General features: G+C 47.6%; 15 protein-coding genes. 1 reads left to right on the top strand and 14 read right to left on the bottom strand.

The window, feature by feature from the left end:
• Nucleotides 1-72: 72 nt before the first annotated feature.
• On the bottom strand, nucleotides 73-1,710 hold the full coding sequence (locus tag KNO99_RS10065) for a sigma-54 interaction domain-containing protein (RefSeq protein WP_214748061.1): 1,638 nt from the start codon (nucleotides 1,708-1,710) through the stop codon (nucleotides 73-75).
• A gap of 135 nt (nucleotides 1,711-1,845) precedes the next feature.
• On the opposite strand from KNO99_RS10065, the gene KNO99_RS10060 reads away from it, so the two are divergent.
• On the top strand, nucleotides 1,846-2,094 hold the full coding sequence (locus KNO99_RS10060) for a DUF2627 domain-containing protein (protein WP_074033291.1): 249 nt from the start codon (nucleotides 1,846-1,848) through the stop codon (nucleotides 2,092-2,094).
• A 655-nt stretch (nucleotides 2,095-2,749) separates the two neighbouring features.
• Here KNO99_RS10060 and spo0A read toward each other — a convergent pair.
• From spo0A to efp, 13 genes are all read right to left on the bottom strand, one after another.
• The gene (spo0A, locus tag KNO99_RS10055) at nucleotides 2,750-3,481 is read right to left on the bottom strand and encodes a sporulation transcription factor Spo0A (RefSeq protein ID WP_214748058.1); all 732 of its coding nucleotides are present in this window, start codon (nucleotides 3,479-3,481) and stop codon (nucleotides 2,750-2,752) included.
• Complete coding sequence (gene recN / locus KNO99_RS10050; protein WP_214748054.1) at nucleotides 3,482-5,179, bottom strand: DNA repair protein RecN; 1,698 nt, start codon at nucleotides 5,177-5,179, stop codon at nucleotides 3,482-3,484.
• 13 nt (nucleotides 5,180-5,192) lie between these two features.
• Nucleotides 5,193-5,642 carry a transcriptional regulator AhrC/ArgR gene (gene ahrC / locus KNO99_RS10045; RefSeq protein WP_214748051.1) on the bottom strand — a complete coding sequence of 150 codons (450 nt, stop codon included), beginning with the start codon at nucleotides 5,640-5,642 and terminating at the stop codon, nucleotides 5,193-5,195.
• Between the two features lie 155 nt (nucleotides 5,643-5,797).
• On the bottom strand, nucleotides 5,798-6,613 hold the full coding sequence (locus KNO99_RS10040; protein WP_214748048.1) for a TlyA family RNA methyltransferase: 816 nt from the start codon (nucleotides 6,611-6,613) through the stop codon (nucleotides 5,798-5,800).
• A gap of 6 nt (nucleotides 6,614-6,619) precedes the next feature.
• A complete protein-coding gene (dxs, locus tag KNO99_RS10035; RefSeq protein ID WP_214748045.1) occupies nucleotides 6,620-8,512 on the bottom strand; it encodes a 1-deoxy-D-xylulose-5-phosphate synthase in 1,893 nt (630 codons plus the stop codon).
• Nucleotides 8,513-8,635: 123 nt separating this feature from the next.
• On the bottom strand, nucleotides 8,636-9,514 hold the full coding sequence (locus tag KNO99_RS10030; protein ID WP_214692961.1) for a polyprenyl synthetase family protein: 879 nt from the start codon (nucleotides 9,512-9,514) through the stop codon (nucleotides 8,636-8,638).
• On the bottom strand, nucleotides 9,511-9,735 hold the full coding sequence (xseB, locus tag KNO99_RS10025) for an exodeoxyribonuclease VII small subunit (protein ID WP_214748042.1): 225 nt from the start codon (nucleotides 9,733-9,735) through the stop codon (nucleotides 9,511-9,513). Before xseB ends, KNO99_RS10030 begins: the two co-directional genes overlap by 4 nt.
• Nucleotides 9,710-11,056, bottom strand: a complete 1,347-nt coding sequence (xseA, locus tag KNO99_RS10020) for an exodeoxyribonuclease VII large subunit (protein ID WP_214748040.1) — start codon at nucleotides 11,054-11,056, stop codon at nucleotides 9,710-9,712. The genes xseB and xseA overlap by 26 nt, the downstream gene beginning before the upstream one ends.
• Entirely contained in the window at nucleotides 11,049-11,885 is an 837-nt protein-coding gene (folD, locus tag KNO99_RS10015; RefSeq protein WP_214692965.1) for a bifunctional methylenetetrahydrofolate dehydrogenase/methenyltetrahydrofolate cyclohydrolase FolD, read from the bottom strand. Before folD ends, xseA begins: the two co-directional genes overlap by 8 nt.
• Nucleotides 11,886-11,948: 63 nt before the next feature.
• Nucleotides 11,949-12,335, bottom strand: coding sequence for a transcription antitermination factor NusB (nusB, locus tag KNO99_RS10010; protein ID WP_214748037.1), 387 nt, complete (start codon nucleotides 12,333-12,335; stop codon nucleotides 11,949-11,951).
• A 112-nt stretch (nucleotides 12,336-12,447) separates the two neighbouring features.
• The gene (accC, locus tag KNO99_RS10005; RefSeq protein WP_214748033.1) at nucleotides 12,448-13,791 is read right to left on the bottom strand and encodes an acetyl-CoA carboxylase biotin carboxylase subunit; all 1,344 of its coding nucleotides are present in this window, start codon (nucleotides 13,789-13,791) and stop codon (nucleotides 12,448-12,450) included.
• 7 nt (nucleotides 13,792-13,798) lie between these two features.
• The gene (gene accB / locus KNO99_RS10000) at nucleotides 13,799-14,248 is read right to left on the bottom strand and encodes an acetyl-CoA carboxylase biotin carboxyl carrier protein (protein ID WP_214748030.1); all 450 of its coding nucleotides are present in this window, start codon (nucleotides 14,246-14,248) and stop codon (nucleotides 13,799-13,801) included.
• A gap of 117 nt (nucleotides 14,249-14,365) precedes the next feature.
• The gene (gene efp, locus KNO99_RS09995; protein ID WP_214692975.1) at nucleotides 14,366-14,932 is read right to left on the bottom strand and encodes an elongation factor P; all 567 of its coding nucleotides are present in this window, start codon (nucleotides 14,930-14,932) and stop codon (nucleotides 14,366-14,368) included.
• Between the last annotated feature and the right edge of the window lie 20 nt (nucleotides 14,933-14,952).

The raw sequence follows: 14,952 nt of genomic DNA, 5'->3' as shown, positions 1-14,952 counted from the left end.
TAGATTGTAAGCGCTTTATTATGCGGACGACCATGCAAATAAATGCTTACCATGCATAAAAGTTCATGCATTTTATTGCATGGTTTCTAATTTATTATATAAAGTCCGAATCGAAATTTTTAAACGACGAGCAGCTTCTGACTTATTTCCACCAGTTTCTTCGATTGTTCGTTCAATCAAATCGCGCTCATATTTCGCTACCGCTTCATGGAGCGTTCGAGACTCGACGACTTTCTGAGTTGGCGTGCGAGGTGATAATTGTAAGTGATGTGGAGCAATCCATTGTTCCATGCTCGCCATATAAATCATCGCCCGACCAATCACATTCTCAAGTTCTCGGACGTTCCCTTTCCAATGCTGACTTTTTAGGAGCACGATGGCATCTTCATCCACTCCTTGTACACTCCGACCATATTCTTGATTCAACTTTCGAATAATTCGATCACAGAGTGCCTCAAGTTCATTCAACCGTTCACGAAGGGGAGGGATATGGATGGGCATTCGATTGATGCGATAATACAAATCTTCACGAAACGCCCCGTCTGCCACTTTCTGTTCAAGGTCGGCATTTGTCGCAGCGATGATGCGAACATCAATCGGAATCGCCGTTGTCCCCCCGACTCGTACAATCTCATTTTCTTGAAGGACACGCAGAAGCTTCACTTGGACATCAAGTGGCAGTTCACCGATTTCGTCCAAAAAGAGCGAGCCGCCGTCTGCCTCCTCGAAATAGCCCGTCTTTCCGCCACGCTTCGCACCGCTGAACGCGCCATCTTCATAGCCGAACAGTTCACTTTCGAGAAGCGTGGGTGAAATGGCCGCACAGTTTACCCGGATAAACTTTTTGAATTTCCGAGGGGACTCCCCATGGATGGCATGGGCGAACAGTTCTTTTCCTGTTCCCGATTCTCCGCGAATCAATACTGTCACCGGTGTCACAGCTGCCAATTTCGCTTGATCGATGACGAATCGCATCGTATCACTTGTCGCGATGATATCGGCAAACTGATATTTCGCCTCTAGATTTCGAATGCGTGTTTTCGCTTCTTGTAATTCATCACGAAGCGCACGAATTTGAGACACGTCGCGGATGACGCCGACCGAACCTCTTAGTTTCCCCTCTACGATGATCGGTTCGGCATTCACAAGGATGTCACGTCGCGTCGCCCCGATTTGCATCCGAATATCTCGAACACCCTGCCCCGTCGATAATACTTTCAAATGTACACTCTCCTGCATCCCGATGTCGGCCGTGGCAGGCTTATCGACGACATCCTCTTTTTTAAATCCCGTCAACCGGGTATATGATGGATTGATCAATATGGTGTTGCCGTGATGATCGGCTACCGAAATCGCCTCACTCGTACATTCGATGATCGCCTCAAGCATCTGTTGGTTCTGCTTCAATCGTTCGACAACAATCCGAATAAACTCTCCCGGCAACACAACCGCATCTTGATAATGATCCTTCAACTCTTCAAACGTTTGATGCTGCCCTGTCGTCTCAATGACAAAGTCTAATGATGCATCTGCATATTTCGTCCAATTATCCGTCACGGCGATGCCACAACTTTTGGCAAGTGCCATCCCTTCAGCTGATGCATCGGAGTCCACGACCGCTACAATCGTAGCAAGCGGAGAGTCCATCAACATGTTCAGGACTTCCGTTCCCCCTTTTCCTGCCCCGACAATCATCAATCGTTTGTTCATACGAATTCCCCCATCTTTCTCTCTTCTCATCTTCATGCTACTGAATCCGAACATGATGCGCAAGCCGCCTAAAAATAGACAGTGTGGAATGACTAGATTTCTGTTAAAATAATGTATGGTAAAGGAGGAGATTGCATGCGTTTCATCGCGCTTCTAATCTTAATCGTCCCTGGTTTACTCGGTGTTTACGGAATCAAATTACTTCGTGATAGCTTCTTTTTGAAGACGAGTGGACCGTTCACATGGATTGATTCACTCGCTGCCGCCTCCATGTTGCAGGGGACGTTCGGACTTCTGCTCGCCATGGGCGGGATCGGATTTGTAGCTGGCTATATATTTAACCGCGACAAAAAAACAGGTAAAGTACAACGACTCGACTCATAAGCGCACAAAAAAAGGTTCCCTAACTTGACTTCATTTCAAGTGCGGAACCTTTTATTCGTATTGAATTGTGATCACTACGGATGATCTCCTTTCCAACTGCTTTACTTCCTTTGACATGAGATCCAACGTCTTCTTAATGAAGAAGTATGAAAGAACTTTAGTAACTGCCGTCTTGCGTGAACGGAACGTTTCCATTCGAGTTACTAACTTTTTTAGTTATCGGATCATGTCCAACCATCCATCGTGAAGTCGAACGCTTGCCATAAACTGTTCAACGGTTGACAACACTCCTTTTGGTTAACTGAACGATTTGTTTTTCCTATACCAACCCCTAGCTTCGAGTTGATGATAGAATCGTCTCGCGAATGAGCGACTGTCGCGACCTCACGTCGGGACATTAACGACTTGAGATGTCGTTCCCACCTCTGAGCTATTGTCGGATAGCGAACCGAGATGATTTTGTTTCTTCAAACATTGCTCCGGAACAAGTTTGAAAAGCGTTCATCTGACGCTTGTCCAAGTAACTTGGTACACCTTTATTATAACAAAACACACTCTTTTTGCAAGCGCTTTCTTTAATAAAGTGAATAAATTTTTTAATAATTATTTTACAAAAAGGACTAAGCCATCAAACGGCTTAGTCCTTCTGAACGATTCAATTGCTTTTAAACGACAAGTAAGTGACGAAATATGAAATGAACTCCGAGTTCTTCGGACTCCGCTCACGCTCAGGTCGCCCTTCAAACATCTCATGATCGCGCATGCCATTCTCCCACGCCGTCTTGATGGCGTGACGCATCGCCCGCTCTACACGTGACGAAGTCGTATCGTGCTCTTTTGCGACCATCGGATACAATTCTTTCGTAATCAATCCAAGCAAATCTTGACGCTCGCGTACGTAAATGACGGCTTGGCGGATATACTTGAACCCTTTGATTCGAGGAGAAATCCCAAGCTGTTGGAGCAAGAGCGAAATTTCAATTTCGTCTGGAGACATTCCTTCGAATTCGCGATTCGCACCATCCGACAACTCACGAATTTTCGTCAACAGTTGTTGGATATTGAAAGGTTTGACGAGAAAGTAAGAGGCACCCAATTGAACCGCTTGTTTCGTCACTTCATCTTTTCCGAACGCACTCAACATGATCACTTCTGGCTTATCATCGCCGAGCTCTTCATGTAAACGTTGCAATACTCCGATTCCATCCAAATGAGGCATGATAATATCGAGTAAGAGTACATCCGGTTGGTGTGTCTTGACGACCTCTAAGCATGCTTCACCATCGTGCGCTGTTCCAACGACACGGAGATCAGGCTCAGATTCTAGTTGTCGGCTCAACAAATCGACGATTTCTCGATTGTCGTCCGCAATACATAATGTAATCACTTATGACACTCCTTTGATGAACTTCTGTTTTACTTGCTGTGACATTTCGAGCAACTCTTCAACATGTTGCTTCGTCAAGTCTGTCATTTGAATACCAGCAATCATTCGACCTAGCTCGTCAATCCGGCTCTCACGGTCAAGAGTGGCAACGTTTGTCTTCGTCCGGTCGTTTGTTTCCGTCTTCGTAATGTAAAGGTGTTGATCTGCCATTGCAGCAACTTGCGCTAAGTGCGTGATACATAACACTTGTGACCCGACAGACAGACGGAAGATTTTTTCTCCCATCGCCTGTGCGACACGCCCTGATACTCCTGTATCAACTTCATCAAAGATAATCGATGCGACTCCCACCGTTCGGGAAAAGATTGATTTAAGGGCTAACATGACACGAGAAAGTTCACCACCTGAAGCGACTTTTGCAAGTGGCTTGAACGGTTCCCCGACGTTCGTCATCATATAAAATTCGACATCATCAAGACCGTCTTGTTTTAATGGCGTCGTTCGGAATCGAACTTCAAACGCTGTTTTCTCCATATACAATTCTTTTAGTTCTCGATGGATGTCGTGCTGAAGGGACTCAGCCGCCGCTTTACGTGACGCTGACAGTCGTGCACCTGCCTCTTTTGCAACCTTCTCTAGTCGGACAAGGTCTTCTGACAGTGTTTGCAGCAACTCCTCACGATTCGTCATCGATTTTAATTCATCGGATACTTGTTCACCGTAAGCGATGACTTCTTCGATTGTCGTGCCATATTTCCGCTTAAGCTGTTGGAACAGCGCTAGACGTGACTCGATTTCATCTAACCGAATCGGATCGAACTCAAGTGAGTCGAGTTGATCCCGCAATTGAAACTTCGCATCTTCGAGCAAATAATAAGCATTCGAGATTGTTTCTGACACGGATGCGAGGGAAGAGGACAATTGAGAAGCTTCTTCCATCTCGCGCATTGCGACCCCGATTTGGTCAAGTCCGTTCGAATCTTCCGCGACCGCCTCATAAGACAGGCGAATGTGTTGATGAATGCGTTCAAAGTTCGCTAATTCGTCCCGTTCTTCCATTAACGCCTGTTCCTCACCTGCCTTTAGTTCAGCCGCCTCAATCTCTTTCGTTTGAAACGATAGCAAATCCATGCGTTGTGCAAGCTCTTGTTCACTTTGGCTGAGTCGCTTCAGTTCATCCGCGACTTTTTTCCAGGATGCGTACGCTGTCTGATACTCCTCTAATAGTGGCCCGATTTCCTTTTCGGCATAATGATCGAGAATGCCCAAGTGAAATTCTGAGTCCATCAAGTGTTGATGTTCATGTTGACCATGAATATCGACAAGTAAGCGACCGAATTCACGTAGCGTGGAGAGTGGCATCATCTTCCCATTTACACGACAGACGCTTTTCCCGCTACTATGTAAGTCTCGGCGTAAAATGACTGTCCCGTCCTCGATTTCGATGCCGTATTGTTCGGCCGCCTCAATGACCGGATGATCCGATTCAACCATGAACATTCCTTCAATTTCGGCCTTATCCTGACCATAACGAACGAATTCGCTCGATCCACGTCCTCCAACAAGCAACCCAATCGCATCTAACAAAATCGATTTACCGGCACCTGTCTCACCCGTGAGAACGGTCATGCCCCGATTAAACGGAATGTTTAATTCGTCGATAATCGCAAACTGTTTGATTGATAGTTCTGCCAACATACGTACTTTCACCTCATAACATTCCGAGTAGTCGATCGATGATTTGTTTCGCTTTCTCCTCATCGCGAGCAATCATGAGAATCGTGTCATCTCCACAAACTGTTCCAATCAATTCGTCCCATGACAGATGGTCAATCAAGACACCGATTGCATCCGCGTTACCTGGTAGTACTTTCATGACAACCAAGTTTTGAGCTGAGTCGACCGAAACGAAGCTGTCACCGAGGATGCGCTTCATTTTTCCGTATGGGTTAAAACGCTGATCCGCAGGCAAGCTGTATTTGTATCGTCCGTCATTCAAAGGAACTTTCACTAAATGTAACTCTTTAATATCCCGAGATACAGTCGCCTGTGTGACGGGATATCCTAGGCGACGAAGTTCGTCTACTAATTCATCTTGCGTTTCGATTTCACGATTCGTCACGATGTCTCGAATTTTAATCAATCGCTGTCCTTTATTCATAAGCGCTGACACCTCATTCTTCGTTTCACATACACATTATCATTCTAAAGTATTGTCGAAAAAAGGTCTAGCATTCCAGTGGGTATTTCCACCATTCCCCATCTCTTCTTCGTCGATAAGAAAAAGCTACAGACAAATCTGCCTGTAGCCATTGCTTATCCCTTTAGTTTGGCATGTGCCGCATCCACCACGTCTTCGACTTGAAGGGATGGTTCGACTCCACCTACTCCCGTATAACGGGCAAATAAGAGGAATTCAATATTTCCGTCTCCACCCGTGATCGGGGAATAGTCCAATCCTTCGACGAAGAATCCTTCCGATGCAAAATAGCGCACCATATCACTCGCCACTCGTTCATGTACGTCGCGGTCTCGTACAATCCCTTTCTTCCCGACGTCGGCTTTACCGGCTTCGAATTGAGGTTTGACGAGCGCCATGACGACACCCTCCTGCTTTAAAATCGTTTTAAGAGGTGGCACCATGAGACGAAGTGAGATGAAAGAAACATCGATCGTCGCAAAATCTGGTTTGACCGGGAATTGATCAGCTGTCGCATGACGGAAATTCATCCGTTCCATAACGATGACGCGATCATCGCTACGAAGCTTCCAGGCGAGCTGGTTATACCCGACATCGACCGCATACATTTGTGTCGCCCCGTTTTGAAGCGCACAATCTGTAAATCCTCCCGTAGAGGAACCGATATCAATCCCCACGCGGCCTTGAACGTCGAGCGGGAATACTTGCAGTGCTTTCTCAAGCTTCAGCCCGCCTCGTCCGACGTACGGTAAAACTTGACCTTTCACTTCGAGAGGGATATCGTCAAACACTTTATCGCCTGCTTTATCCAGACGTTCGGTTCCGCTATAGACAAGACCGGCCATGACGGCCCGTTTCGCCTTCTCTCGTGTTTCAGCGAGACCGCGTTCGACGAGTAATACATCTAATCTTGTTTTCGTTCTTTTTTCCATAATCCCTCACACATTCTGTCGATTTGTCTCCATCACGAACCGTTCAATCGATTCCGCCATTTGGGCTGGCCGGAGACCAATCTCTTCTAAAAGTTGGTTGACGCCGCCGTGCTCGATATATCGGTCTGGAATCCCGAGGCGTTGAATCCGCGGGAACGCTCCTGTTTCATTCGCATGTTCTAACACGCTGCTTCCAAAGCCACCTGCGAGTGCTGCTTCTTCAAGTGTCACGAGCGGAATTCCCTCTACATATAAAGAATTGAGCATTGCGTCATCGAGCGGTTTGATCGTGCGACAATTGATGACACGCACACTGAGCTTGCCTTCTAATAATGAACGTACTTCCAAAGCATCTTGAACTTGTGGTCCAAACGTCAAAATGGCGACATCCGTTCCTTCCGCCTCGACTTCCCAATCATCGAGCGAGATTTCTTGGAGCGTATCACTCATCGGCACGCCAATCCCTTCGCCACGAGGGAAGCGGATTGCAATCGGTCCATCATCGTAACGAAGCGCAGAGTAAACGAGTTGTTGTAACTCTTCTTCATCTTTCGCCATCAAAATTCGAATGTTCGGTACGTGACGCATGAAAGCGATATCGAATACACCTTGGTGCGTCTCTCCATCTGCCCCGACAAGTCCTGAACGGTCAATCGTGAATACAACGTTCAAGTTTTGACGACAAATGTCATGGACGAGTTGGTCGTACGCACGCTGGAAGAATGTAGAGTAAATCGAGACGACCGGTTTCAAACCTTGTGTCGCCTGACCTCCCGCTAGCGTTACCGCATGCTGTTCGGCAATCCCGACGTCAAACATGCGTTCCGGGAATTTTTTTGTGAAACAGTCGAGTTTCGAACCGACACTCATTGCAGGCGTGATCAACGTCACCCGATCATCCGACTCTGCCACTTTCGTAATCGTCTCTGCGACGACTTTCGAATAACTCGGTCCTTTTGGCTTCCCTTTGATTACTTCACCTGACTCAATCTTGTAAGGTCCTAAACCGTGCCACGTTCCAACACCGTCTAACTCAGCGGGACGGTAACCCTTCCCTTTTTTCGTGATGACGTGAACGAGAACCGGTCCATCGATTTTTTTCGCATATTCGAGTGTCTCAAGCAAGTCTTTCAAATCATGGCCGTCAGTCGGTCCAAAGTAAGTGAAACCGAGTTCTTCAAAAAATGTGCCTGGAATGAGTGCAGATTTCAATAAATCTTTTACTCGCTCCCCACTTCGTTCGAGTGAATTGCCGACGAGTGGAATGTGCTTGATGATCGATTCCATCTCTTCACGTGCATGCTTCAGTTTACGTGACGCACGGATTCGACCGAGCATATTATGCATCGCCCCAACGTTCGGCGCGATAGACATCTCATTGTCGTTCAAGATGACAATGACATTCTGCTTCTCGGCACCGATGTGGTTCAATGCCTCGAGCGCCATTCCTCCAGTCAACGCTCCATCACCGATGATGGCAATGGCACGATCATTCGCACGTCCTTTTAATTCATTTGCGATTGCAATCCCCATTGCTGCTGAAAGCGACGTCGAACTGTGGCCAGTCTCCCATACATCATGTTCACTCTCACAACGTTTAGGAAACCCACATAACCCGTTGTATTGTCGAAGGGTATCAAACTGGCTCGTACGTCCTGTCAAAATTTTATGAACGTACGCCTGATGACCGACGTCCCATACAAGTTGGTCTTTCGGACTGTCAAATACACGGTGCAGGGCTAGCGTCAACTCAACAACTCCTAAGTTTGGCGCTAAATGCCCTCCCGTCACTGCCAATTTTTCAATCAAGAATCGTCTAATGTCTGAGCCGAGTGATTCGAGTTCGGTGACAGACATCCTTTTCAGGAATGACGGGTCTTGAATGGATGTCAAGTCCATAATGACCATCCTTTCTCCTCACATTTTACTGATTCGTACCTTACATTTTACAAGAATGTGACGGTAGATGCCACACATTCCCCAAAACAAAGGTGACACGATGTGCTCATCGTGTCACCGGGATCAATGATTTCGTTTCACCACAAACGCCAACAAGTCTAATAATAGCGGAGCTTGAATCGAAAGTGATTCGATAGCAAAGGTCGCCGCCTCTACTTCTGCATCGAGTGCACGCTTCGCCCCGTCTAATCCGAGCAGTTTCGGATACGTCGTTTTTTCGTTCTCTTCATCCGAACCAACACGTTTCCCGATTGCCTTCTCGTCTCCGACGACATCTAGGATATCGTCTTGAATCTGAAATGCGATGCCAAGATGTCGACCGAATTGTTTTAATTGTGTCCGATCTTCCTCTGACACACCGGCCAGGATCCCACCCGCCTCAAGCGCATAGACAAGCAGTGCACCCGTCTTTCGTTCATGAATTGACTGGAGTTCCTGTAACGTGACGTCACTCCGTTTCTCAGCGAGCATATCGTCCAATTGACCGCCGACCATGCCAGAGCTACCAGCTGCTAGACCGAAAACGCGAATGATTTCGACGATTTCTCCAGCAGGAAGCGACATCTGTGTGAGAATGCGAAACGCATCCGTCAAAAGCGCATCTCCTGCTAAAATGGCAGTCGCCTCATCAAACTGTCGGTGATTCGTCGGTCGACCCCGGCGAAGATCATCATCATCCATCGCCGGCAAGTCATCGTGAATGAGCGAATATGTATGGACCATCTCGAGCGTCGCCGCTACCTCGCTACCTCGCTCGAGTGGAACACCGTACGTTTCTAGAACAGCATAGACAAGCGCGGGACGTATTCGTTTTCCGCCCGCTTCTAATGAATAGACCATCGCATCGCGAAGTCGCGTCGGCATGTCACTCGCCTCAATGAGCGAACGCATCGATTCTTCGACAGTTCGCTTCCACTTGTTCAAATCATCCGTGCGGTTCATGCAGACCCTCCTTTTTCACGAAGGGTACCGTCTAACTCGAATATTTCGTCCATTTTCTTTTCAGCGGCCGAGAGTTTTGTCTGGCACAAAGCAGATAACCGGACACCTTCTTCATATAAAGTCATCGCTTCCTCTAATGGTACGTCACCAGTCTCAAGTTGCGCGACAATCTGTTCGAGTCGTTCAAGTGCCGCTTCAAACGTCTGTTCTTGTTTCGTCACCAACAATCCTCTCCTTCACTTCAGCGACAGCGTGACCGTCCCGAAAACGAATCGAGATGTCTCCATCGCGTAATTCTTTCACATTTTGCACGTATGCTCCATCTTGTTCAATGAACGTGTAGCCCCGTGATAGGACGGCGAGCGGACTGACCGCATGCAATCTTCCTACCTGTTGTGTAAATTGTCGTTTCGATTGTTCTAATGGTTTCGTCCGATGAAGTCGATCGACCATTTGATTGACCTGTTCTCCTTGTTGCGACAAGGTTTTTGAGAACCGTTTCACATCAAGCTGTTGTGACAACTGACGGAGTTGATGAGTCGCTTCGGAAAGATGTCGCTTCATCCCTTGCTCAAGGCGAATCTCCGATTGTGCAAAACGTTCTCGTTTTTGAGAAATCGTATAGCGTGGTGATTTCAAGCCATAACTGTTAATCATCCGGTCTACACGGTTCCGAGAATCATCGAGTTGAATCCTAACGGCTTTATGCAGATGGTTGTCTAGACGCTCTACATCTTTCCGCTGTGCGTCAATCATCGCTGTGGCGAGTTCGGCCGCCGCTGTCGGAGTTGCTGCCCGAACATCTGCGACAAAATCAGCGAGCGTATAATCCGTCTCATGGCCGACAGCAGAGATGATCGGGATGGTCGACGCATAGATGGCTTCGACCACGACATCCTCATTAAACGCCCACAATTCCTCAATCGAGCCGCCACCACGGCCGACGATGAGTACATCACAGTCGGTCCGTTCATTCATCCAACGAATGGCAGATGCCACTTGTGGGGCAGCCATTTCGCCCTGTACGGCCACAGGGGCGAATGTGATGGCAACGTGGGGCGCACGACGCCGAAGTGTGGTCGCGATATCATGTAACGCTGCTCCTTTCGGAGAAGTAACAATTCCGATCCGCTCAGGAAACGTCGGAAGGAGTTGTTTTCGGTCTACATCAAACCAACCCTTCTCCTCAAGTTCACGTTTTCTCGCCTCATACCGTTCGTATAATAAACCGATTCCGTCTTGACGCATCAGTTCGACGTACAATTGAACGTCACCGGTCGCTTCATACATAGTCACTCTTGAGACGGCGATGACCTTCATTCCATCTTTCGGTTCGAATTGAAGCTGTTTCGCATCTCGAGAGAACATGACGGCTTTCATGCGGGACGCATCATCTTTCAAGGTGAAATAACAATGACCAGATGAATAGCGTTTAAAATTCGAGATCTCACCAATGACCGCGACTTGTCGAAGCAAGACATCATCATCGAGTTGTCGCTTCACATATCGAACAACTTCGGAGACCGGAAGTGGATTAGCCACGTGACGCTACCTCGACCGTGTTATGCATAAGCATCGTGATCGTCATTGGACCGACACCGCCAGGAACCGGTGTAATCGCACTCGCCTTCTCTTTAACGGCCTCATAGTCGACATCGCCAACGAGACGTCCTTCGACACGGTTGACGCCGACGTCGATGACAAGCGCACCAGGTTTGACCATGTCTGCAGTAACGAGACTTGCACGCCCCACTGCGACAATTAAGATGTCAGCCTGTCGTGTCATTTCTCCAAGGTCTTTCGTTTTCGAGTGACAGTACGTGACCGTAGCAGACTCATTCAAGAACAACATACCGACTGGTTTTCCGACGATTTGACTGCGACCGACGACCACGACGTGTTTCCCAGCGATCTCAGTTTGTGTCTTTGCGAGATGCAAGATGCCGTGTGGTGTACATGGAAGCAACGTATCAAGACCGAGCATCATCTTTCCGACGTTCTCAGGATGGAAGCCGTCTACATCCTTCTCAGGAGAGATGCGCATGATGACTCGTGATTCGTCAATGTGTTTTGGTAGTGGAAGTTGCACGAGAATCCCGTGTACTTCCTCATCCTCATTCATCAAGTCAATCAAGTCGAGCAATTCTTTCTCGCTAATCGTCTCATCAAAACGGAGCACTTGCGAATCGATTCCGATTTCTTGTGCTGCCCGTTCTTTCCCGCGTACATAGCTATGACTTGCTGGGTCATCCCCAATCAATACTACTTTCAATTTCGGTACGATGTTGCGTGCACGAAGTGCTGTCACACGCTCTTTTAACGTTTCTCGATATGATGCTGCCACTTGTTTCCCGTCGATCACTACTGCCATCTCTCTCATCCCCCGTTGTCTTTAGGTTTTTCTGTAGTTGGTCTGGTGTCTTATCTCTATTTTTTAGTCTTCTTTAATAATGTTGCCGAGTACGCCATTCACGAGCTTACCGGCTTCTTCGTCTCCGAACGATTTCGCAAGTTCGACCGCCTCGTTGATCGTAACGTTCTCTGGAATCGTTTCGACATAGAGCAATTCAAACGTCGCCATTCGTAAAATCGTACGTTCGACATTCCCTAGACGATCCAAGCGCCAGTTTTTCAAGTTTTCGACGAGCAAAGCGTCAATATCCTCTTGATGCTCTAGCGTTCCTGTGACGAGTTGTTCGTAGAATGGATCCGACTCCTCACCGTCTAGTGCGAACTCGATTGCTTCGTCTACCTCTAATTTAGATACTTCGATTTGAAAAAGCGTTTGAATCGCTTTCTCTCGTGCTTCATGACGTTTCATTCAGTTACTCTCCTTTTACATGCTTTCATTGTGATAGTTTAGCATAAAGCACTCATAAATTCAGTACAAAAAACCAGGAAGCCGAAATAATGTTCGGGCTTCCTGGTTGTTGTTATTTCGCCAATGACATTTCTTTTTCGACAAATTTCGTGTCGAATGTACCGATTCGGAACTGTTCATGTGCCATCACTTGTTGATGGAACGGAATCGTCGTTTTGATTCCCGAAACCGTAAACTCGTCTAAAGCGCGTAACATCTTTAAAATCGCCTCGTCGCGCGTCGGCGCATGTACGATCAATTTGGCGACCATCGAGTCGTAGAACGGAGGGATCATCGCTCCTGCATATAGACCGCTGTCCACCCGAACGCCCATACCACCTGGGACGATGTATTGATCGATTTTCCCCGCCATCGGACGGAAGTCCATGAACGGGTCTTCTGCGTTGATCCGGCATTCAATCGAATGCCCAGAGAACGTGATGTCTTCTTGAGAGATGGCGAGCGGATGCCCGAGTGCCACTTCTAATTGTGCTTGCACGAGATCGAATCCGGTGATCATCTCCGTGACCGGGTGCTCGACTTGAATCCGCGTATTCATTTCCATGAAATAGAACTCATTGGATTCTGGAACATAGATGAACTCGATTGTCCCCGCTCCAGAATATTGAATCGCTTTCGCCGCTTTGACTGCCGCATCTCCCATCATTTGACGTGTTGCTTCGTCAATCGCAGGTGATGGCGCTTCTTCAACGAGCTTCTGCATCCGTCGTTGAATCGTGCAATCACGCTCGCCTAAATGAATCACATTCCCGAATTGGTCAGCGAGAACTTGCACTTCTACGTGACGGAACGACTCGATAAATTTCTCGAGATACACGTCTCCGTTACCGAACGCCTGCTTCGCCTCTTTGCGTGTAGCGACCAACCCTTGGATGAGTTCGTCTTCGTTTCGGGCGACCCGAATACCGCGTCCCCCACCACCTGCCGTCGCCTTGATGATGACCGGATAGCCCATCTCGCGCGCAAGTTCTACGGCCTCTTCATCCGTGACGACACCGCTAGAACCCGGGACGACCGGCACACCTGACTCAATCATCGTTCGTTTGGCCTCATCCTTGATTCCCATCTTGCGGATGGCATAGCTACTCGGCCCGACAAATTGGATGCCACACGCCTCACACATCTCGGCAAATTCAGCATTTTCAGCTAAAAATCCGTATCCAGGGTGCACCATCGTCGCGTCCACGGCACATGCGACCGACAAGATGTTTGGAATGTTCAAATACGAGTCTTTGGACGGATTTGGTCCAATACAGTATGCTTCGTCGGCCAAATGAACATGTAACGCTTCACGGTCTGCTTCTGAAAAAACAGCGACCGTCGGAATATTCAATTCTTTTGCAGCACGTATGATTCGAACCGCGATTTCTCCACGGTTAGCGATTAATAATTTCATAACGACCTCACTTCACGCTGAAGAGCGGTTGACCGAATTCGACGAGATCGCCATCTGCGACGAGCACTTCTACGATTTCGCCACTGATTTCCGCTTCGACATCGTTAAACAGTTTCATCGCCTCTAGAATACAGACGATTTGTCCTGACTCCACTCGATCACCTACGTTGACGAAGGTTTCTTTATCCGGAGCTGGACGGGAATAAAACGTTCCGACCATTGGAGAGGTGATTGTACGGTAAGACGCTTGTTCCGGCGTCGATTGTTCTTTATGTTCTTCTGCTTGAGGAGCAGGCGCAGGTGGCGCGATTGCTTGTGTCTGCATCACAGGCGCGCTCATGACCGCTTGCGCTTCTTTCTTTAATGACAGTTTGAAATCAGATGTTTCAAGCTCCATTTCATGAACCGTTGACTGGTCCAATAGTTGAATGAGCTCTTTGATTTGATCGATTTGCATCTTTCTTACCCCCTGTTTATACCTGGTACTAATCTCCTCTTCACTATAACTGGTCAGACCAGTGAATGCAACGAGAAAAAAAGAGCGCCCATTCTTTCGAATGAACACTCTCTCAGATTAACCGTTGTAACGACCCATGAACTCTCCAGTACGTGTATCAACTGTCACTTTTTCACCTGGCTCGATGAAAAGTGGTACTTGAATCACATGACCTGTTTCAACTGTCGCGTTTTTCTTCACGTTCGATGCTGTGTCCCCTTTGACGCCTGGGTCTGCTTCGATGATAGTCAATACGACGCTTGTCGGAAGCTCGATTCCAAGAATCTCACCATTGTAGTCCGCGATACTAACTTCCATGTTTTCAAGCAAGTAAGGAAGCGCTGCTTTCACTTGTTCGCTCGTCAACTCAAGTTGCTCGTATGATTCATTGTCCATGAAGACATACGTGTCGCCCATTGGATAGAGATATTGCATACGCTTACGCTCGATGTGCGCACGCTCGATTTTTTCTCCACCGCGGAACGTTGTTTCTTGGATCGCTCCATTGCGCAAGTTACGCATTTTTGTACGAACGAATGCTGCACCTTTACCTGGTTTTACGTGTTGGAATTCGATGACTTGCCAAATCGAACCGTCAGATGTTTTGACTGTCAATCCTGTTTTTAAATCGTTAACTGATACCATGTTGATTTCCTCCTAAATTC

The organism is Exiguobacterium sp. s189, from assembly GCF_018617615.1.
Taxonomy (GTDB): domain Bacteria; phylum Bacillota; class Bacilli; order Exiguobacteriales; family Exiguobacteriaceae; genus Exiguobacterium; species Exiguobacterium aestuarii_A.
Note: the sequence above shows the minus strand (reverse complement) of the source record. Positions and strands in the feature narration are given on the sequence as shown.

Bases quoted from the DNA above. Each gene is read 5' to 3' on its own strand.
- KNO99_RS10065 (WP_214748061.1), bottom strand. From the start codon at position 1,710: ATGAACAAACGATTGATGATTGTCGGGGCAGGAAAAGGGGGAACGGAA.
- KNO99_RS10060 (WP_074033291.1), top strand. From the start codon at position 1,846: ATGCGTTTCATCGCGCTTCTAATCTTAATCGTCCCTGGTTTACTCGGT.
- recN (WP_214748054.1), bottom strand. From the start codon at position 5,179: ATGTTGGCAGAACTATCAATCAAACAGTTTGCGATTATCGACGAATTA.
- ahrC (WP_214748051.1), bottom strand. From the start codon at position 5,642: ATGAATAAAGGACAGCGATTGATTAAAATTCGAGACATCGTGACGAAT.
- KNO99_RS10040 (WP_214748048.1), bottom strand. From the start codon at position 6,613: ATGGAAAAAAGAACGAAAACAAGATTAGATGTATTACTCGTCGAACGC.
- dxs (WP_214748045.1), bottom strand. From the start codon at position 8,512: ATGGACTTGACATCCATTCAAGACCCGTCATTCCTGAAAAGGATGTCT.
- KNO99_RS10030 (WP_214692961.1), bottom strand. From the start codon at position 9,514: ATGAACCGCACGGATGATTTGAACAAGTGGAAGCGAACTGTCGAAGAA.
- folD (WP_214692965.1), bottom strand. From the start codon at position 11,885: ATGGCAGTAGTGATCGACGGGAAACAAGTGGCAGCATCATATCGAGAA.
- nusB (WP_214748037.1), bottom strand. From the start codon at position 12,335: ATGAAACGTCATGAAGCACGAGAGAAAGCGATTCAAACGCTTTTTCAA.
- accC (WP_214748033.1), bottom strand. From the start codon at position 13,791: ATGAAATTATTAATCGCTAACCGTGGAGAAATCGCGGTTCGAATCATA.
- accB (WP_214748030.1), bottom strand. From the start codon at position 14,248: ATGCAAATCGATCAAATCAAAGAGCTCATTCAACTATTGGACCAGTCA.
- efp (WP_214692975.1), bottom strand. From the start codon at position 14,932: ATGGTATCAGTTAACGATTTAAAAACAGGATTGACAGTCAAAACATCT.